At 42.5% G+C, this 19286-nt stretch carries 25 protein-coding genes and 1 pseudogene; 20 read left to right on the top strand and 6 right to left on the bottom strand.

All coding sequences use genetic code 11. The annotated features are described in order from the left end of the window. Nucleotides 1-49 precede the first annotated feature (49 nt). The 4 genes and pseudogenes from N288_RS13005 to N288_RS12990 all read left to right on the top strand — a co-directional run bounded on the left by N288_RS13005 (nucleotide 50) and on the right by N288_RS12990 (nucleotide 2865). Nucleotides 50-604: an AAA family ATPase gene (locus N288_RS13005; RefSeq protein WP_022543951.1), complete on the top strand. Its 555-nt coding sequence runs from the start codon at nucleotides 50-52 to the stop codon at nucleotides 602-604. 17 nt (nucleotides 605-621) lie between these two features. Continuing rightward, nucleotides 622-1017, top strand: coding sequence for an NUDIX hydrolase (locus N288_RS13000; protein ID WP_009793445.1), 396 nt, complete (start codon nucleotides 622-624; stop codon nucleotides 1015-1017). A 169-nt stretch (nucleotides 1018-1186) separates the two neighbouring features. Next, nucleotides 1187-2005, top strand: a pseudogene (locus N288_RS12995) (YitT family protein). 275 nt (nucleotides 2006-2280) lie between these two features. Then, the gene (locus tag N288_RS12990) at nucleotides 2281-2865 is read left to right on the top strand and encodes a GNAT family N-acetyltransferase (RefSeq protein WP_009793448.1); all 585 of its coding nucleotides are present in this window, start codon (nucleotides 2281-2283) and stop codon (nucleotides 2863-2865) included. Between the two features lie 221 nt (nucleotides 2866-3086). Here the strand turns inward: N288_RS12990 and N288_RS12985 are convergent, their stop codons facing one another. After that, complete coding sequence (locus N288_RS12985) at nucleotides 3087-3479, bottom strand: hypothetical protein (protein ID WP_129612697.1); 393 nt, start codon at nucleotides 3477-3479, stop codon at nucleotides 3087-3089. A gap of 329 nt (nucleotides 3480-3808) precedes the next feature. On the opposite strand from N288_RS12985, the gene N288_RS12980 reads away from it, so the two are divergent. The 7 genes from N288_RS12980 (at nucleotide 3809) to N288_RS12950 (ending at nucleotide 6737) form a co-directional block, all read left to right on the top strand. Next, entirely contained in the window at nucleotides 3809-4285 is a 477-nt protein-coding gene (locus tag N288_RS12980) for a DUF2975 domain-containing protein (protein WP_009793450.1), read from the top strand. A gap of 9 nt (nucleotides 4286-4294) precedes the next feature. Continuing rightward, nucleotides 4295-4507 (top strand): helix-turn-helix domain-containing protein, encoded by a 213-nt coding sequence (locus N288_RS12975; RefSeq protein ID WP_009793451.1) that lies wholly within the window; start codon nucleotides 4295-4297, stop codon nucleotides 4505-4507. 122 nt (nucleotides 4508-4629) lie between these two features. Continuing rightward, nucleotides 4630-4836, top strand: a complete 207-nt coding sequence (locus N288_RS12970) for a helix-turn-helix transcriptional regulator (RefSeq protein WP_022543949.1) — start codon at nucleotides 4630-4632, stop codon at nucleotides 4834-4836. Further along, a complete protein-coding gene (locus N288_RS12965) occupies nucleotides 4833-5270 on the top strand; it encodes a hypothetical protein (protein WP_009793453.1) in 438 nt (145 codons plus the stop codon). The genes N288_RS12970 and N288_RS12965 overlap by 4 nt, the downstream gene beginning before the upstream one ends. 64 nt (nucleotides 5271-5334) lie before the next feature. Continuing rightward, nucleotides 5335-5802, top strand: coding sequence for a nucleoside 2-deoxyribosyltransferase (locus N288_RS12960; protein ID WP_009793454.1), 468 nt, complete (start codon nucleotides 5335-5337; stop codon nucleotides 5800-5802). Between the two features lie 165 nt (nucleotides 5803-5967). Next, a complete protein-coding gene (locus N288_RS12955) occupies nucleotides 5968-6423 on the top strand; it encodes a DUF4064 domain-containing protein (RefSeq protein ID WP_022543948.1) in 456 nt (151 codons plus the stop codon). A 14-nt stretch (nucleotides 6424-6437) separates the two neighbouring features. After that, a complete protein-coding gene (locus tag N288_RS12950; protein ID WP_009793456.1) occupies nucleotides 6438-6737 on the top strand; it encodes a hypothetical protein in 300 nt (99 codons plus the stop codon). 124 nt (nucleotides 6738-6861) lie between these two features. Here N288_RS12950 and N288_RS12945 read toward each other — a convergent pair whose 3' ends face one another. Beyond that, nucleotides 6862-7503, bottom strand: a complete 642-nt coding sequence (locus tag N288_RS12945; protein ID WP_022543947.1) for a cupin domain-containing protein — start codon at nucleotides 7501-7503, stop codon at nucleotides 6862-6864. 194 nt (nucleotides 7504-7697) lie between these two features. Here N288_RS12945 and N288_RS12940 point away from each other — a divergent pair, with 194 nt between their 5' ends. The 5 genes from N288_RS12940 to N288_RS12920 all read left to right on the top strand — a co-directional run bounded on the left by N288_RS12940 (nucleotide 7698) and on the right by N288_RS12920 (nucleotide 11438). Further along, nucleotides 7698-8210, top strand: a complete 513-nt coding sequence (locus N288_RS12940; RefSeq protein ID WP_009793458.1) for an SRPBCC family protein — start codon at nucleotides 7698-7700, stop codon at nucleotides 8208-8210. A 148-nt stretch (nucleotides 8211-8358) separates the two neighbouring features. Then, entirely contained in the window at nucleotides 8359-9363 is a 1005-nt protein-coding gene (locus N288_RS12935; RefSeq protein WP_009793459.1) for a DUF3231 family protein, read from the top strand. 257 nt (nucleotides 9364-9620) lie between these two features. Beyond that, the gene (gene spxA, locus N288_RS12930; protein ID WP_009793460.1) at nucleotides 9621-10016 is read left to right on the top strand and encodes a transcriptional regulator SpxA; all 396 of its coding nucleotides are present in this window, start codon (nucleotides 9621-9623) and stop codon (nucleotides 10014-10016) included. A gap of 59 nt (nucleotides 10017-10075) precedes the next feature. Beyond that, complete coding sequence (locus N288_RS12925) at nucleotides 10076-10492, top strand: RrF2 family transcriptional regulator (RefSeq protein ID WP_009793461.1); 417 nt, start codon at nucleotides 10076-10078, stop codon at nucleotides 10490-10492. A 373-nt stretch (nucleotides 10493-10865) separates the two neighbouring features. Further along, the gene (locus N288_RS12920; protein WP_009793463.1) at nucleotides 10866-11438 is read left to right on the top strand and encodes a hypothetical protein; all 573 of its coding nucleotides are present in this window, start codon (nucleotides 10866-10868) and stop codon (nucleotides 11436-11438) included. Between the two features lie 118 nt (nucleotides 11439-11556). On the opposite strand, the gene N288_RS12915 is transcribed toward N288_RS12920, so the two are convergent. Continuing rightward, the gene (locus N288_RS12915) at nucleotides 11557-12312 is read right to left on the bottom strand and encodes an SDR family NAD(P)-dependent oxidoreductase (protein ID WP_009793464.1); all 756 of its coding nucleotides are present in this window, start codon (nucleotides 12310-12312) and stop codon (nucleotides 11557-11559) included. A gap of 301 nt (nucleotides 12313-12613) precedes the next feature. Here N288_RS12915 and N288_RS12910 point away from each other — a divergent pair, with 301 nt between their 5' ends. Further along, the gene (locus tag N288_RS12910) at nucleotides 12614-13204 is read left to right on the top strand and encodes a hypothetical protein (RefSeq protein WP_009793465.1); all 591 of its coding nucleotides are present in this window, start codon (nucleotides 12614-12616) and stop codon (nucleotides 13202-13204) included. Nucleotides 13205-13247: 43 nt separating this feature from the next. Here N288_RS12910 and N288_RS12905 read toward each other — a convergent pair whose 3' ends face one another. Both N288_RS12905 and N288_RS12900 read right to left on the bottom strand, forming a co-directional pair. Then, a complete protein-coding gene (locus N288_RS12905; protein ID WP_009793466.1) occupies nucleotides 13248-14039 on the bottom strand; it encodes an STAS domain-containing protein in 792 nt (263 codons plus the stop codon). A gap of 173 nt (nucleotides 14040-14212) precedes the next feature. Further along, nucleotides 14213-15355, bottom strand: a complete 1143-nt coding sequence (locus tag N288_RS12900) for a metal ABC transporter solute-binding protein, Zn/Mn family (RefSeq protein ID WP_009793467.1) — start codon at nucleotides 15353-15355, stop codon at nucleotides 14213-14215. Nucleotides 15356-15607: 252 nt separating this feature from the next. On the opposite strand from N288_RS12900, the gene N288_RS12895 reads away from it, so the two are divergent. The 3 genes from N288_RS12895 (at nucleotide 15608) to N288_RS12885 (ending at nucleotide 18306) form a co-directional block, all read left to right on the top strand. After that, nucleotides 15608-16426 carry a VOC family protein gene (locus N288_RS12895; protein WP_009793468.1) on the top strand — a complete coding sequence of 273 codons (819 nt, stop codon included), beginning with the start codon at nucleotides 15608-15610 and terminating at the stop codon, nucleotides 16424-16426. Between the two features lie 24 nt (nucleotides 16427-16450). Then, nucleotides 16451-17209: a MerR family transcriptional regulator gene (locus N288_RS12890; RefSeq protein WP_009793469.1), complete on the top strand. Its 759-nt coding sequence runs from the start codon at nucleotides 16451-16453 to the stop codon at nucleotides 17207-17209. 134 nt (nucleotides 17210-17343) lie between these two features. Then, nucleotides 17344-18306, top strand: coding sequence for an RNA polymerase sigma factor (locus tag N288_RS12885; protein ID WP_022543945.1), 963 nt, complete (start codon nucleotides 17344-17346; stop codon nucleotides 18304-18306). Between the two features lie 117 nt (nucleotides 18307-18423). On the opposite strand, the gene wrbA is transcribed toward N288_RS12885, so the two are convergent. Next, entirely contained in the window at nucleotides 18424-19047 is a 624-nt protein-coding gene (gene wrbA, locus N288_RS12880) for an NAD(P)H:quinone oxidoreductase (protein ID WP_022543944.1), read from the bottom strand. Nucleotides 19048-19286 lie beyond the last annotated feature (239 nt).

Raw genomic sequence — 19286 nt, 5'->3', positions numbered from 1 at the left:
GGCCTCCTGGTCCTTTTTTTGTCTGATTTTACGAGTGGGAGCTGAAACTGTGAAACGATTTGTAATCATGACCGTCGGGAAAACACACAGCGGAAAAAGCACATTTGCGGGAGAATTGAAGAAAGAGCTGAAAGGCTCTTTTGTGATGGACCAGGATAATCACGCGGGATTTATCCATACATATTATGAAGCTCTTCAGCCTGTAAGCGGGCCGAATACCCTCAAGCACGGGCTATCAAAATATATTGTCGAATATGCAAAAGAAAATACCAGCCTGCATATGATCATCTGCAATTCTAATCTCAGCAGGAAAGACAGGGACTATCTGTTGAATGAACTATTTCCGAGTGAAGATTTCTTCCGGATTATGGTTCATTTCCAAATCCCGGATTCCATTCTGGAAGCAAGAGCTGCAGAAAGCAACAGGAGCACTAATATTTTCAGGAATGCAGCCACCTTTAAAGAGGTGCTGGAGCGGCAGCAGGATGCCCGTAGGGAAGACCCCGCCGAAAATGAAGCAGATTATCTTTTTGTTATAAAAAATAATGAAGAGGCTGGTTCTGTCATTAGAGAAATTGTAAAGCTTTCTGAACAATTTTATTGAAGGGGAAGTAGAGAGAAATGAGAATCTGCGGCAGGGCAGTTATTGTAAAAGATGGTAAAGTGGCACTCATTAAGCGGATCCGGGAAAGTGAAGAATATTATGTGTTCCCCGGCGGAGGGGCAGAGCCTGGAGAGCTGGCTGAGGAGGCAGCAGCACGTGAAGTCCTTGAAGAACTGGGAATTGAAGTGAAGGTTGGCAGACTGCTGGTCCGTCATGATTTTGATGGACCGCAATTTTTTTATTTTGCAGAGATGAGGGCTGGTATTTTTGGGAGCGGGACAGGAGAAGAATTCGATCCGGCAAAGGGCCGCGGCACCTATGAGCCGCTTTGGGTGGATATCGGTTTATTGGCAGATTTGCCTGTAAGGCCGGCTGAAGTGGCAAATCTGGTTAGGGAATTGCGGATTTTTTAAAATTGAGAGGAAGTCCGGTGAACAATCAACCAATCCTCAAACACCTCTAAAATAGCAGACTTAAGGTATAATTGAAAACAAATACAATATAGAGGTGTGCCACTTGGAAGAACTTATAACATTAAAGAAGGGTCATAAAAAGCTTTCCAGGCTCAAGATTATCCAGCGCATGGTATTTATAACGCTTGGTGCTTTGCTGATGGCTACCGGGCTTGAAATTTTCCTGATCCCCAACCAGGTAATTGACGGCGGAATCACAGGCATATCCATTATGCTTTCTCATATTACAGGAATCAAGCTGGGTTTATTTTTATTCGTCTTGAACTTGCCCTTCATTTATTTAGGCTACAAGCAGATGGGCAAAACATTTTCGCTTTCTGCCATTTACGGCATCATCATGCTCTCCCTTTTTGCTTCATTCTTTCACCCAATCCCTCCTTTTACAGAGGATATTCTTTTAGCCACAATTTTCGGCGGCATTTTCCTCGGAATTGGCGTAGGGCTTGTCATCCGCAATGGCGGAGCGCTTGACGGGACTGAAGTTCTGTCCATCGTCATCAGCAAGCGTGTCCCTTTTTCTGTCGGGGAAATCGTCATGTTCATCAACTTCTTCATTCTGAGCTCTGCAGGCTTTGTCTACACATGGGACCGGGCCATGTAATCTATACTTGCCTATGTCATCGCTGCAAAAGCGATTGATATTGTCGCTGACGGCCTCGAAGCATCCAAATCGGTCTGGATCATCAGCGAAGAAGCTGACATAATCGGCGATACCATCAATGACCGGCTGGGACGCGGTGTCACGTACCTGAAAGGGGAAGGCGCATACACAGGAGACGACAAGAAAGTAATTTTCTGCATCATCAACAGACTGGAAGAATCCAAGCTCACCAGTATCCTTGAAGAACTTGATCCGTCCGCCTTTTTAGCGATAGCTGATATCACTGAGGTGAGGGGCGGACGTTTTAAAAAGAGAAGCATCCATTAAAAAGCCTATCAGGTCCTCCAAATGTGAGGGCCTTTTTTTGTTTAAAGAATATCCCTTACTTTTTGTTTGCTTTTTAAGGATTTAGAAGGATTTTCCATACCTGATAAAGAACCATTCCATGGTAACAAGTTTTTCAATGTAAGATCATGAAAATTTTGGAGGTGATGCCTCTTGAATAGCCAAAGAGGAATTTCAGGAACTTGTCGTATCAGCCAAAGAATATTTTTAAAGAAGGAATAGGGGCCTTGCTGTAAGCGGCCCTGAAGGAGGAATTTATGATTATCAGAACCTATCAGCCGGAAGATGAGAAAGGCTGGGTCCGCTGCAGGGTGCTGTCATTTTTGGATACGGCTTATTTTGACAATGTCTTGCGTGAAAAGGAACGATACGAAAATCCGGCGATTGAGCTTGTTGCCGAAGTGGACGGAATGATAGCAGGGCTGCTTGATCTGGAATATGAGGAAGAAGAAGAGACGGTTTGCTCCCGCGGAACCGGGCTGGGCGGCATGATTTGGCATATTGCTGTCCACCCCGACTTTAGGCGGAGGGGAATTGGAGCAGCCCTGCTGGAGGAAGCAGAAAGGCTCGCCAGGGAACAGGGATTGAACAGGATGGAAGCATGGACCCGTGATGATAACTGGGTTCGCGCTTGGTATGAGAGCAACGGCTTCGTTCAAAAAGAATCGTACTTGCATGTTTACATGGAAGGAGATTCCGAGCTGAAAGGTGCTGTCTCTGCAGGCTTGAAGAATCTGCATCCTGTGCAGGTTTTTGCCCATTATACAGGGGAAGAAACCGCAGTAATTAAAAAGAGATTTAAACGGGTGCATGAATGTGTTTGCTTTGAAAAAGGTCTTTAGAATTGCTTGGTAATAGAAAGAACTGTCTCGCGCAGTTCTTTAAATCTATAATATAAGGGAGCACTATTTGAATGTCTATCATGAGCAGTAATGCTGATTGTCAGCTTGAAACTGCTGAGTTCGTATCCAAATACCCTCGTTCCGGCTGAACAGTATGATGGATTGATTCTGATACAGTCTGTCCCGCCGGTGCAATATATACGGTAATGTTCTGGCAGATGCTATATCTGCCTTTTTTCATGTCCTTTACTGGAAAATCCTATAGCTGCTACACAGGAAATCGCTGCTGTGGCAGCCACAATCATTCCAAAGAAGAAACCGATGGCCCGCATAAAGGGATCATCACCAGGAAATTCAGATTCTGCTGATGCAAACTCATAGAGAAAGATAACGAAAATAATCAGATAAAAGCTGCTTCCAATCAAGCCCGCTTTCAACCGCTCTTTTGCAGCGCCTCTCCAAGCCAGTTTTATATCAAGCCAAAAGCGGATGCTGAAGGCTGCTGCAAGGAACATGATCAGCAGGTGTATATAAGGGATATTCAAAAACAGCAGCGAATACAAAATCAAGAGTGTTGCCGCAAATAGCAGTGCATTGGTAACAAATAAAAACAAACCAGCTCTCCAATGGCTTTGAAACCAGGGAGCCTGACTCAATAAATGCACCATCTTCCGATTGGCTGCACTCCCCTCAAGTGCGGGTTTTCTTTTGTACAGAATAAGCAAAAAAGCAACTCCGATGATTCCCAAAAGTAAAAAGGATGTCACGACTTACCGCCTCCATTATTGATATGTAAAGATAATTTATCGTAAATCAATAAATGAAGTCAATGGTTTAATATTAAATTTCGATGAACTTTTACTGACATATGCTCCTTTTTTATTGAAATACGATAAATGTTGTATTAGTATATTATTAATAATCCTTAAACCGGAGGTACCTTATGAACAAGGCTATAACGAGTTTCCTGAAAGCCGCCATCCTTATTATGGGGTTGATCGTGGCACTCCTCTGTATTTTTCTTCTGCCTGGACTTGCAGGTGATGCAGCTGCAGAGAACCCTGAGTTTGCTTATTTGAAATGGCCGGTCCTTTTGGGCATGTATGCGGCCGCGATTCCATTTTACATTGCGCTGTATGAATCATGGAAATTATTAAGATACATTGAAGGGCAGACTGCTTTTTCCGATTTCTCTGTGCAGTCGCTGCGCTGCATCAGGAATTGCGGCATTGCTTTGGGGCTTATATATGCTGCCGGGATCATCGGAGTTGGAGCTGCCGGGGCCCTTCATCCAGGAGTCTTCCTTATGGGTGCAGCCATTGCTTTCTGTTCTTTTGTCATCAGTGTGTTTGCAGCTGTCCTGAAGGAGCTTCTGCGGAGCGCCCTAACCATGAAAAATGAAAATGAACTGACTATCTGAGGTGAAGGAATGGCAATAATCATTAACATAGATGTTATGCTGGCAAAAAGGAAAATGAGTGTTACAGAGCTGTCCGAGCGGGTGGGTATTACCATGGCCAATCTCTCAATACTGAAGAACGGCAAAGCAAAGGCAGTGCGGCTTTCCACGCTTGACAGCATCTGCAGGGCGCTGGACTGCCAGCCGGGAGATATTCTCGAATACCGGGGAGAAGAACATTAGCAGAAGTTTGAAGAGACAGGCGACCCTGTCTCTTTTTTTTCGTAAGACTCCACATATGAGAACGGAATATATAATTTACAAAAAGGAATATATATGTTACATTCTGGGTGGAGGAAAAATATATGAAAAATAATGTAAAGCAGGCCCGGCTGCAGGCAGAGCTGACCCAGCAAGAGCTGGCGGATCGGGTGGGAATTACAAGGCAGACGGTCAGCTTGATTGAAAAGGGCAAGTATAATCCTTCTTTAAAGCTGTGCCTGCAGATCTGCTATGCAGTCCAGTCAAAGCTGGACGAATTATTTTGGGTGGAAGAGGAGGAGCTGAGATGAAAAAAATGACCGATGAACGTTTGAAGCAAAGGAATTTGGAGCATGTACGGATAGTCTATATCGTCCAGACGCTGGGAATCCTTTGCATTCTTGCATACGATTTAATGCAAGGCGGCATGGAAGCTATGCGTGGGAATCCGCTTTGGCTTGTTTTTATCGGAACCTCGGTTGTATTTGCTTATCTATCCATGAGTGTTAGCGTAGAGCATGAGAGACAGGGGAAAAACCCGAAAAAGTCATTTATTTTAAGCATAGCAGCCATTCTCGGAGGGGCTGCCATCATTTCATATTTGATCAGCATTACGCCGGGCTATGGATGGGATGATGGTCTGGTCCTGGGTGTGATTATCGCAGTTTGCGGCGGAATACCTGTCTTTTACATTTACCGGCTGCGGCTGAAACAGGCAGCTTTGTATAATGAGGAAGACGAATGAAAGGATTTAACATAATCACATTCCTTCGGCACATATATATACAAAAAAATGCGGAGGAATAACAATGGAAAATAATCAATTTTTCAGGACGGTAAGAGTTTTTATCGCCAGCCCCTTTTTTAATGAAGAGCAGCTGGAAAGGATCGGAAGGCTCGAGAATGCACTGAGGAAGAATCCCTATGTGGCTGATTTCTTCTCGGCGAGGTTTTACCAGTTCCCGCAGCTGACTTTCGCTTCTGATCCCTGGAGGAAGACTGTTTTCCAGAATGATTTAAGATATTTGCGGCGTGCTGACGTAGTAGTTGCCATTCACGACTATGAAGAAAATTCCGTGGACAGCGGGACAGCCTTTGAGCTTGGCTATGCGTATGCACTGCAAAAGCCGATCATTTTGATAAAAGAAAAAGAAACCAGCATCCCGAACTTGATGCTGGTGGAAAGTCTGCATGCATACCTGACTAAGGCAGATGAGATTGCCGGCTATGACTTTATCAATATGCCGAAAATTCCATATAAAGGTCCGCTTATTTAAAGGCAATGAATTTGCCTGGCACAAGAATAACCGGAAGTATTGAATAATAAAGAGGCAAAGATTACAATGAAAAAGGAAAATGATTCCTGGTGGGAATCCAAAAGTGTGTTTGTCTAAAAACTCAAATAAATGAAAAAATACAGATTGAGCAGGGAGAGAAAAAAGTTGGCAGAAGAAACTTATAGGGTGCCTAAACTGCTTGGATTAATTTCTTTTGGCATCACGGTCTTGATAAACTTTACCGCAGGGCTCTTCTATTTCCTCGTATCAAGGGGGTATACGGCGAATGTTTTAACTGAACTTATCAGCAGCGATCCAAAATTCCAGCGGGAAATGTCAGGGCAGGACGGAACGGCAGCAGCCAGGGAAATAGCGGACGGCACTATGGATTTTGTCGAGGTTGTGCTTATTATATTTCTCGTTTTTTGGCTCCTTATGCTGTTCCTTAACCTGGCCGGCATTTTAACTATAAAGAAAAATCCTAAAGCCGCAGCGGTTATTTTTATTGTCGTTGGTGTATTGAGTCTTCCCACATTAATTATTCCCGGCCTCCTGATAACTTCCGGAATTTTGATCCTGACAGCGAATAAGAAAAAAGAACCTTCGTATCCGGATTATTAAAAAAGGCCGGATTTATGGAATATGGAAAGGAAAATAGGATGTTTATAACCATTCCATTAGCTCTGGCTCTCTTTTTAGAGTTCGCAATAGAGCCTGTCTTTAAAATTCGTGAAAAACTTTTCAACAGATTAGGCACAATGGCAGCCGGGGCATTGGCGATCACACTCCCTTTTGCAGCATGGCTGTTGCTCACTGAGCTTGTCCCCATTGAAGACGAGAGAGTCTATACCTTTTCCTGCATTATGTTTACTGTATTCATAGGTTCTGGAGCCGGGAAAAAGTACAGCAATAGTAAAGAAGAGAAACAACTATGAGTAAAATTATTCTTAACTCTGTCAAGGTGTCCGCCGCTTTCTATTAATAAAAGCAGCGGATTTTATTTATCCTCTTTTTGGGGATGCATTTAAATTTAATAATCCTTTTGTGGAATGAAAGCATTCATCCTGGATATACGGGCCAGTATCCTGCTCTGCTATAAGCGGATCGCCGGGAAGTTGAACCCTGATGTCCATAAGAATAATGGTGCCTGCGCGCCATTTTTTTGGATTTGCTGCAGCTATTGGCGGGTCCGATATAGGCTGTAGGCTGCACTTGGGCAACCGTCTCATTCCACTGATTTTCATCTATACAGTAGGTATTTGCCATAATATTGGCCGGTGTAAATTTCAGGATATCAGAACCAAGTATCACTTCAGGCGTAGGTGCATTAAAAATAGCAAGAAGATGCGTGTTATCCTGCAGGGCTACTTCGTAATGCCACCAGCCTTGAGGTACATTGGCAACCTGTCCTGGTCCGATCGTATAGTTTTGGATATTCTTTGTAAAAGGATTCAGCAGGGAAACAGTGGCCTTTCCGGATATGCAGTAGACCAATTCTGCAGCGTTCTGGTGGTAATGGGGTTCTACCGCATTGCCGGTGCTTAGAAATATATCAAGCAGGGAAACATTTTCAAGGGTATTCAGCTGGGCAATCCCCAGAATATTGATAAAGTTATGTTTGTCTTTTTTCATAAGGGGGCTTTTATTCACATCGAAAGCGTACGCAAGGGACGGGGAAGTGTAATCCAGATAAGCAGTCATGTTCATTTTCTCCCAGGGAATGTTATTTCCAATAAACTATGCAGCAATGAGCTGATTGTGCAGGTGCCATTCTGAGAGAAGAATGTCGAAATGTATTGAAGCCTGCCTAAAGGAAATGCTTACTGCCTGTTGAATATAAACACGGACAGAAGTTAAAGGCAGCGCGGAACAAACGAAAAGGGAGGCAGAAATAAATGAGCGGAAAGCTGATTATGAGGGAAGAAGGCAATAACCTGATAATGGAGTGGATTTTTGATGCGCCAAGGGAGGAAGTATTTAAAGCATTCTCAGATTCCAAATTGCTGGAAAGCTGGTGGGGGCCTGAGGGCTGGGAAACGAATAATAAGAAATTTGAATTTGAACCTGGCGGGATATGGCATTATGGTATGACCTGCAAGGACAAAAGCCAGGGCGAATTTTATGGGATGGAATCTTGGGGGCTTGCTGTCTATAAGGAAATCTCGGCACCAGAGAAAATTGTCCATACTGATGCTTTCTCCGATGAAGAAGGAAATATTAATGAATCATTGCCAAAAACCCTGATTACGGCAACATTTAGTGAAGAAGAGGGGAAAACCAAGTATGTGTCCGTCACTGAATTTCCCTCCAGCGGAGCTATCAGGCAGATCATCGATATGGGGGCTGCTGAGGGGTTCTCTTCTCAGCTAAGAAAACTGGATGCACTCTTGTCAGGGAATAAGGTTTAAAATTGAGCGGGGCCGGATCATGGGATTTGGCCTTTTTGTATGAATGGCAGAATAGAAATAAAAACCTGCACCCTCCCTTTATGTTTAAAGATAAATAATTTTATTAAAAAAGTTAAAAATAACGGATATACAGCAGGGAGGGAAATGCATGGAACAGATCCAGCACCAAACAAAAATGAATGCTTCTGAATATGCTGTCATATGGTCGCAATACATAAATGACAGTTTATCAAGCTGTGTGCTTCAGCATATGCTGAAAGATGCAGAAGACAAAAATATCCGGGAAGTGTTTGAGTTCGCCCTTGAACTGTCAGAGCCGCATTTAGAAAAGACTAAAAAGCTCCTGAAAAGTGAGAATCAGCCTCTGCCGATAGGCTTTTCTGAAGAAGATGTAAATGCAGATGCCCCTGGATTATTTACGGATGCTTTTAAAATCGTTTATTTACATATCATGGCACTTCATGGGCTTACAAGATATGCAGGCGCGACGTCAGTATGCTCACGGAAGGATATCAGGCAATACTTTATGCAATGTACCTCAGAAGCTCTGGAGCTGTATGACCGCACTACCGAGGTGGCTCTTCAAAAAGGTATAATTGATAAAGCTCCAACGCTCCATAATAAACAGAAAGTGCATTTTATCAAAAACGGTTATATGAAGGGCTGGCTTGGAAAACGCAGGCCCATTAATGCGATTGAAATCAGCGGTGTCTTTCTGAATATGCAGAAGACGATGGTGAAGATGGTATTAGAGCTCGGCTTCAGCCAGGTTTGCAAATCCAATGATGTGAGGGCGTACATGGAAAGGGCAAGAGGGCTTTGTGTAAAGCACTTTGAAATACTTGCATCATTACTGAAAGAAGAGAACCTGCATGTCCCCAAAGTCTTTGAATCGGAAGTGACAGATTCAACTGTGCCGCCATTTTCTGATAAGCTGATGCTTTTCCATATAACTGGCCTTTTGTCGGCAGCAATCAGTTATTATGGCAAAGCAGCAGCCCTCAGCCAAAGAAGGGATATTGTTTCTGCATATACCAGAATGAATGTAGAAATTGCTCTGATCGCTGAGGATGGCATGCAGCTTATGATTAAAAATGCCTGGTTTGAAGCACCTCCTGCAGCTGCCGATCATGAAGCTCTGGCTAAGGAGTAATCCGTCACAATACGTATTCTTCTTTTATACTAGGATCAAGAAGCTCGCTGGGGGCTGGTAAAAGATCATGCAATGACCAGATCCCTAAGCAAGAAACAGGTTGACTTTTTCAACTGTAAATATTAAAATTACAGTAAGGGATTTAAATTTGTATTTATTTTTTTGCTGCAACTGTAACTTTTTATTTTACACTTTAATTATAATCATAAAATAATCACTATATAACATTATATCTTCATTAAAGGAGTGCATGATTAATGGTCAATCTATATGTATCATCCAGCTGTACATCCTGCCGCAAAGCAAAGGCATGGCTTGAAGAGCATAATATTGAGTATACTGAAAGAAACATCATTAACGAACCGCTTTCTGTTGAAGAAATTAAATCCATTCTGCGCATGACGGAAAATGGGACTGAAGAAATCATCTCAACCAAATCAAAAGCTTATCAGCAGCTGGATATGGAAATAGATTCTCTTCCGCTTAAAGAGCTGTATCAGTTGATTGCTGACAATCCGCAGATGCTTAGAAGGCCGATCATCATTGATGAAAAAAGGCTGCAGGTCGGATATAATGATGAAGAAATCAGAAGTTTCCTTCCGCGGAAACTGCGCACATTCTCATTCATGCAAATGCAGAATTTGGCCAACTGATCTGCTGATGCATAAAACAGCAGAATGGCTTGGAACTCTGCTTAGTTAGGAGGCTATCCATGAACAGCGACTTTACACTAGCCATTCACAGCCTGGCCTATCTTGCGCTGCAGCTGGACCGGATGTCTACAAGCGAGGCAATTTCCAAGAGCGCCGGGGTCCATCCTGTACGGATCCGTAAAGTATTGAGCCTTTTAAAAAGGAATGGCTTTATCAAATCCAAGGAAGGCACCGGCGGAGGATTTATTTTTGCAAGGGAGCTGGATGAGGTCAGTTTATGGGATATCTATAAAATCACCTCTGAAGGCGCATTGCAGCCAAAATGTCCGGAATCCAACGAACAATGCATAGTAGGGGCCAATATGCGGAACGTTCTCTTCAGCATCTTCATCGGAGCAGAAGAGCATCTTGGCGAATATTTGAAAGATTATACGATTAAGGACATAGTTGAACTGGTCAATCAGGACAGCAATTAAATATGTTCTTACCGTTTTCCAGGTAAATGCCGGCTCATTGCAGCTGGCATTTTTTCGTTTTATGACAAAGAAGCATATTTCCAGCTTAAATGGCTGTCTTGGCTGCTGTCACTTCATAGATGCCATTCCAGGAGAGTGTTTTTAAGGCTTTTTGGCAGGATTTATAAGACATTGCCTTTGAACACGGCATTTATAGTCTGCGTTCTTTTTTGAGTCCGCTTTTCTAATGCATCTTGGAATAATTTGTTCCGTAACACCAAAACCTATTCTTGTATCCCATTATCATGCTGTGCTAAACAAAGTTTCACAGATGGGCCAAAAATCAGCATGGCATGAATAACAGAACTAAATTCAAAGTAAAGGTGTGTATTTGATGGGTGAGAGACAGCGGGAGATGCTTAAGGATATAAGAGAAAAGGCAGGGGCTCTTTCCAGTGAGCAGATTGAATATTGGAAAGAGTATTCGAGCTTTAATGATTGGCAGCTATGGGCAGTAATTATTATTCTTATTGTCCCGCTGATCCTTCTGTATTTTAAAATTGACCGAAGTAAAATACTGCTCCTGGGTTTTTATGGACTGAATTATCATATTTGGTTTGCTTATACGAATTCAATCGGAATCAGGCTGGGTCTGTGGGAGTATCCTTATGAACTGCTGCCTGTCCTCCCGAGCTTTGCCCTGGATGCATCATTTGTTCCTGTTACGTTCATCCTTCTTTACCAGTGGACATTAAACCACAAGAAGAACTTTTATTTATATTCATTGCTATTATCTGCTGTATTTGCTTTTGTCATTAAGCCTATATTAGTCAGCTTAGATTTTTTCAGAATGTTCAAGGGCGTGAATTATTTCCATTTGTTCTTATGTTATATTGCTTTTTTCCTCGTCGCTAAAATCATCACCAATATATTCATTTCCATGCAAAAGAACCGGGCAGAAGTTTAGCTCCCTGAAGAATGCTTAAGTGAGGCAGGATAGTGTGCTGCTTTTAGTATTATAGGTATATACAGATAGATAATGAAAAGCAGAGGGGGTCCCTCTGCTTTATGCCATATTCTTATTGCTATTTAGTATTAGTGAAGCCGCCGTCAATTCTGATTACTTCACCATTAATATATTCTGCTTTGGAAGTTAGAAGGAAAGTGACAAGCTCTGCTACTTCTTCCGGTGTTCCTAAACGCTTTTGGGGAATGCCGCCTGTTGCATTCTCCTTCATTTCAGGATTTGCCTCATAAAAGGCCTTAACCATGGGAGTTTCAGTCGGACCTGGAGCAATAGCGTTTACTCTTAAACCATCTTTTGCATACTCAGCAACCATGCTCTTCGTTAATCCAACGATACCATGCTTTGTTGCGGAATATGTTACAACAGAATCCTGCCCGATTACACCTGCACTGGAAGCGGTATTAACGATTGAACCACCGCCTTTCTTCAGCATCTCTTCAGCAACATAGCGGACGCCATACAGCGCTCCCATGAGGTTGATGCCAACAATTTGCTCAATTTCTTCTGCACTTGTGTTAAGAAAGAATTGGCCGCTGCCGGAAATACCCGCATTATTGAAGAAATAATCTATCTTGCCGAATTCTTCAAGGGTCTTATCTACATAATTTTTAACTTCTTCTTTCCTGGAGACATCAGCTTTAATAAAGATAGCATTGGCACCCAGCCCTTTAACCATCTCGACTGTTTCATTACCGCCTTTTTCACTTATATCGACAACAGCTATATCTACACCTTCTTTTGCTAAACGTACCGCTGTTGATTGTCCTATTCCGCTTCCTGCACCTGTTATAATAGCTGCTTTATTGCTGCTCATGACTATTCCTCCTTGCTGTATAAAAACTTTGACTTTTTAATGTGTACTCTCTAATTTTTCTCTAATTATTAACATTTAAACATCTCATCTGACTAATAGGGATCCATGGCCTTTATTCTGCCAGATAAGAGGGAATAGTTAGTCTTGCAGGGTGCCCCATGAGTCTTAATTACTGGATGGCAAAAGTCCGAGGAATATTTTTGAAAATATTGATTGATATTATAGTTAGGAGAACAAAATAATTATTTTTGGAACAGCCATGAAATAATATTAATGAAGCAGCTCATAAGGATGATTAGTGATGGAGAATAAAAGGGTCGAAGAATTCGATAAAATTGTAGAGATGAATGAAAAAGGGCAGGATGCCCTCAATTCTTACTGGATGGATTATTCGCTGTATGCATCCTTTGAATACTGGCTGATGGCGGCTTTTTTCTTTGTTCCGCTAATTGTGCTTTATTTCAGAATAGATCGAAGTAGGATTTTTCTGCTGGGTTTTTACGGTTACAGCATTCATGTGTTTTTCAATTATACAGACTGGTACGGCAAAAACAGCGGCTTTTGGAATTATCCGTTTCCGCTGGTTCCGGTGACTCCCGGAATATCCTTAGATTCGAGCTTAATACCTGTAGTTTTTATGCTTGTTTATCAGTGGACATTGAATAAAGGAAAGAACTATTATGTGTATTCCATCCTTACAGCAGTATTTTTAGCATTTGTCTTTAAGCCATTTTTAATTGCAGTTGGCCTTTTTCGGTTGTATGGAGATACTCATTATTTCCACTTGTTCGGAGGGTATTTGATTGTCCTATTGACAGCAAAAGTGATAACAAATATTTTTTTGTGGATGGAGAAGCGGTACAAACAATCGGCAAGGAAGGAAAAAAAATAAAAGTCCCCGCCTATAATAGGGAGGGGACAATGTGTTATGCTGCTTATAAAAAATTTGAAGAAAGCTCTGTTTCTGAAGGGAAGTTTCGTTTGATCAAGTATTTTAATCCTTCATGGGCAGACCGGAATGATTGTATGGAAGGATGGATGTCACCTGCGGTTCTGGCGAGCTCAGCTGTCATTCCAACAAGGAGGCATTCTGTGCCGATGAGCCTTAGGCAGTCATACAGCTTCTGAAGCTCAAATTTTGTTTCCTCCTGAAAATCGTAAAGGCCGCTCAAGTCTATTAAGACATATTTAATTTTATCTTTTACGCATTTTTCAAGCAATCTGCCAAGAACATAGTCAGATCGTTCTTTATCATAGCCGCCGATCAGCGGCAGAGCAAGCGTGCAATCCCAAATAGTGATCATTGGAACAGACAGAGCCTGAATAAGCACTTCTTTTTTGCGGTCTTCCTCACTTTTAGTTGTAACATCCATCAGCATGACGATATAGCCATTGATCTGGCCGTTTTTGTCATTAACGGGACTTATGACGATATCAGTTACAAATTGGTCTTTTATATTGATCCTCGAACGGTGGCTGCCCTTCAGCCTTTTCATTATTTGCTTCTGGTGACCGGGGTTTCGATGGAACCGGTCCATAGAAAGGCCGATCAAATCCTCCGATCCTGCAAAGCCAAATAAAGGGGCTGCTTGAGAAAGGAGTTTCCTGGCATTGTCATTCATCCAGGCTACCTTGTAATCTTTATCAGCAATGATGATGTTTTCGCCGATGCTTTTGAGTGCATCCAGCGGCTGCATATGTTCCGGCAAGCGGCCGATTGAACTCATGTGTATTCCTCCAGGCTGTGGCAATTTAGATAGTCACTTAACAGTATTTTAACAGATAAGTAAGGTTTATGCCGTTTTAGCCGGATGGAAAAAGTAGGGGAGGGCGAATAAGAAGAGGCCGGCTAACCGCCGGCCATTAGTTCTATAATAAGATACACTTCGGCTTGGAAAATTTAATTCAAAACCGTTTCAAGCGTCTCTAAATTGCGCTCCATTATAGAGAAATAGTCTTCATTATTTTTAATGTCATCTTCGGTGAGCGCTTCAAGATTATGAAGAGTCAAGCTTTCCGCACCGATTTCTTCCTGGATGACTTTTGCCACACGAGATTCAACATTCTGTTCAAACAGGATATAATTCAGTTCATGCTTCCGGGATTCTTCTATTATCCTTGCAAGCTGCTTCTGGCTGGGCTCCTGTGTAGGGGATAGGCCTGCAATTGCGATTTGTTCAAGCCCATACCTCTCCTGCCAATATCCATATGCTGCATGGGAAACAAGAATGTATTTTGTATTGCTTTCTGCTATCGTTTGTTTAAAGTCAGCGTCCAATGATGTAAGCTGTTCTTTCAAAGTATTAAAGTTTTCTTCAAACTGTTCTTTTGCTTCGGGTTTTAATTCAGCCATACTGTTTTTTATATTTTCAGCCAGTGTTATAGCCTTTGATGGATCAAGCCAAACGTGGGGATCATGGTCGCCGTGATAGTGTCCTTCTTCATGGGAGTGGCCCTCTCCAGAGTGGTCGTGATCTTCTCCTTCATGGGAGTGGCCTTCTCCAGAGTGGTCATGGTCTTCTCCTTTATGGGAGTGGCCTTCTCCAGAGTGGTCATGGTCTTCTCCTTCATGGGAGTGGCCTTCTTCAGAGTGGTCATGGTCTTCCTCTTCATGAGAGTGTCCTTCGTCTTGATGACTGTGTTCATCCGCCGTTTTTAAGAGTTCGATTCCTTCAGCTGCTTTTACAATTTTTACCTTTTCTCCTTGGAGTGTTTTTTCCGCCTTTTCTGCAAATCCTTCAACACCCGCTCCTGTATAGATAAACAGGTCTGCATCTGCTATATTAGTCATCGTTTTAATATCCGGCTCATAAGAGTGGGCATCAATATTCGGGGGATAAATGCTCTCAACCACAACTTCATCTCCGCCAATTTTCTTTGCAAAATCCTGAAGAGGAAAAATTGTGGTGAACACTTGAAGTTTTTCTCCTGTATTTTCCTTACCGGACTTTCCTTCATTATCTGCATCTGAACAGGCTGCCAGGAAAGCAGAGGAGACAAGCATAGTGCCGAGCAGGACATTTTTCCATTTTTTTATTTTCATCGTGTAATCTCCTATTCTCTAAATCTTTTATGTACTGTAATTAGAAATCATTACGATTTAGTTGGTAAAAAAATAGCTGCACAGCATATTAAAGCGTAATGATTACTATTTGTATTCTAATGCATGTATTTTAAAATAGCAAACAAACATTTTAAGTTTATCAATAATTTTGTTTGACCTTAAACTTACTTTAAGCTTTAGTATAAAGTATGGAAGAACTTTCCGTATTTTAAATGAAAAGAGGTTCGCAAAATGACATTTCGTTGGGATGGCGGCTTTATCATGGTTTCATGGGATGGATTTGAGGAAGGGGTAGAATGGTACACTAAGCATTTTGGCTGGAGCTGCCTGGATAAGATCATTTCGCCGGTCGGCAAAAAGGCCTTTTTGAAGATGCCAAGACTGGGGGTTGTGACACTGAAATCTTTTGAAGGGAATTTTGAGCACTTTCAAAAGGACAGCGGGACTGAAGGCCATGTGAGGCTATGTTTTGAAATTTTGGATATCGACAGGTCCCTTTCTTATTTTAAAAATGAGGGGATTGAAGTTACTCCGATAGCTGAGCTTCCCGGCGGACAAAAGAGCTTTGATATATTTGCATATGAAAACGCTAGAATCACAGCCGTGTATAATTCTGATGAGGCAGATCAATTTCCGGATGCGAGAATCACGGGATTCGGTCCTGTTAATGCAAGAATAGGCGTAAGAAATTTGGATGAAGCAATTTCCTGGTATGAGGAGCACTTAGGACTTAGACTGGCTAAACGTTTTGGGAGCGAATTTGCTCATATGCAGGTGGAAGATGCTTACGATTGGATTCAGCATAAACAAATATTCCATGACAGTGTATGGCTCGAAACGGCTGCTGGCACTGCTTTCGAAAAAGGGAGTCCTTCAGCGAGAAATTATTTTGATCTTAGGCCTGATGAGTTTTATCATACATATGAGCTGCTGTCTGAAAAAGGCTTAAGCCCATCCGAAATTGCGGGCAATCCAACAGCAGGCTGGGGCGGTTTCCATTTCTATGACCCTGATGGGAACATGATCAATGTCTGGTCGTATCCCTTATAAAAGAAAGCAGGTACTGCATTGGAAATGAATATACAGAAGTTTGCTGAGCGGACTGGACTTCCTCCGAGTACTCTCCGATTTTATGACCGGAAAAAATTGATCCTGCCGGCAGGACGCAGTGAAAAAGGATATCGTATCTATACAGAAGAACAGATACACAAGGCAATGATCATCCATTCTCTCCGGCAGGCTGATATAAAAATAGAAGAAATACAATCCTATTTGGAGGCAGAAGAAGAAGAGAAGAAGACATGGATATCCGGATGGAAGCGGGAAATAGAGGAAAAGCTTGCGTCCATGAATATCGCGAAGCAATATTTGAGCTCCATGCATGCTGAAGAGCGGCATCTGCATCTCGTTAAGTGGGAGGGGGACAATTGCTTCATCTGGTTCAGGTGCACTGTTCCACGGGCTTTTCATCCTTTTCAAGAGAAAATGTCTGAAATAAGCGAAAGACTGAGGATATTGAGGATTGAGACAAAGCCAGGTGTGTTTGTAAGAACGTTAGAATCAAAGGGAGATACAATAGCCGGGGAAGTGGGCTTCCTATTACATAATATACCCGGCAAAGAAATTGATTTTTTCGATGACTTATATACAGAGCCGTTCGGGCCAAGAATATTTGCTGCAGTAGAGTGCAATGTATATGATCCTTTCACCTGCTTCCACTATATGAGGCAGATTCACCGGTTCGGATTTAAAGCAGAAGGAATGAAACTGGAAAAATACGAATTTCCTGAGAGCCGGACGTTTAGTTACCTCATTCCGCTTGCTGGAAGCTGAAGGCATTTTTCTCAAATTCTAAAAAACCAACTGAAATTATGCTATAAAAATGACGAAATAAATTTCATGCAGCCCGTATGTTTTCACAAGTCTTTTCCGTCTTACAAGTTAGATATAAAAAAGGGGGAGTTTTTGTGGAAAAACATAATGATTTGTCTTCTATCAGTAAAGATATGAAGGAGCTTGCACCTTCTTTTGACTGCATTGTTCAGCCATACCGGGAACAGCTATGGCATTACTGCAGGAAGCTGACTGGTTCACCCTGGGACGCGGAAGATTTGCTGCAGGACACATTGTTAAAGGCGTTTTCTTCTTTATCAAGAATCGGGCAGACAATGAATGCAAAAAGCTACCTGTTCAGGATTGCGACGAATATTTGGATAGACCATTGCAGGAAAAAATCGCCTCAGCTCCTGGATATGGAGTCCGAAAAAATTCCGGATGGAGACCTCGTACCTTATTCAGAAGTGCTTGAAAGTGTAGAGATTCTGATTCATCAATTGCCTGCGAAGCAGGCAGCAGCCATTCTTTTAGCAGAGGTATACCGTTTCACCATCCGGGAAACCGCTGAAATGATCGGTTCAACAGAAGGCGGTGTCCAGTCCTTGTTAAGCCGGGCGAGAGCTAATCTCAAAAAGCAGAAAGCAGTGGAGAATCTTCCTTTCCAAGAGGCAGTGCTGGCGGATGAAAAAAAGCAAGTTATCCAGCAGTATATGGACTATTTTGTGAAAGGCGATTTTAAGTCTATCGGCGAGCTTTTAGGTAAATATGCAACAAATGAAGTGGTCGGGCAGGGCATGGATATCGGAAAAACACAGATAAGGAAGAACTCTATGGGCGACTGGGGCAGCAGTACAGCTGGACTCTCGGCAGAGCTTGCTTTCTTATGGGGACGGTATGCTGTCATCTATACAAGGGATGCAGGCTGCGGCCCTGTATTATGGGACATAGCAACAGCGGAGATAGAGGATGGAAAGCTCATCCGGCATAAGAGCTATTATTTTTGCAGGGAATTTCTGGAGGCTGCGGCGGCTGAACTTTCAATAAAGCTTGATACAGAGAAAGACCTGTTTGGACAGGAGTGGCAGGGGATTTAAGGTGAAGCCTTTTACATGTTGGTTTAGGCTCTTATCCTGTTTCACACGAACTCAGCACAGGCAATAAATCAGTTTCAAAAAAAGCAACCAGCTGGCGAGCTGGTTGCTTTCTTCGCTTTACTGCTGCCCTGCGCCATTCTTTACAGATTCAGCTATTCCGATAACACGTTTCGCCTGATATTTAATCGCTCCCTTATAAGCATCCTTATCCCCAACTATTTCATTGCTTTGGTCGACAGTCACACTTGCTCCGTAAGGATTGCCGCCAGCAGGGAATAAAGACTGATCTGAATATCCTGGTGTCACGACGATGGCACCCCAATGGTACATGGTTGTATAAAGTGAAAGGATGGTTGCCTCCTGACCGCCGTGCGGGTTTTGAGCGGAAGTCATGCCGCTGACAACCTTATTGACTGTTTTTCCTGCACCCCAGATGCCGCCGGTTGTATCGAGGAACTGCTTCATCTGGGCTGCCATATTCCCGAAACGTGTCGGTGTGCTGAAGATAATGGCATCCGCTTCAGCGATATCATCAGGTGTAACTACAGGCACATCCTTTGTTTCTTCCAAATGTGCTTTCCATGCAGGAACACCTTCAATCACGCTTTCTGGCGCAAGTTCCTGCACTTTGTAGATTGTGGCTTCAGCGCCTGCTTCCTTTGCGCCCTCAGCAGCCCACTGGGCCATCTGATAGTTCGTTCCGGTTGAGCTGTAATAAACAATTGCTAGTTTGACAGTCATTAAAATATCCTCCATTCAAAGCTAAATTTATATTTTCACTCTTCATTGTTTACCCGCTCTCTGAGAGAATATACATTCAGTTTTCAATAGGGAAACTAAGGATTAAGGATGGGTTTTCTTTTGTTTAGAGGAGAAATTTTGCATAATAACACACGGGAATTCTTAATTCAATGATATAATTTTAATAATCTAACTATTCTGACGTCTGTTCCTCCAGCCCTTTCACCTAATTAGCCAGG

Origin of the sequence: Bacillus infantis NRRL B-14911 (genome assembly GCF_000473245.1) — a bacterium.
GTDB lineage: Bacteria > Bacillota > Bacilli > Bacillales > Cytobacillaceae > Bacillus_AB > Bacillus_AB infantis.
This window is presented reverse-complemented; position numbering and strand designations above follow the sequence as displayed.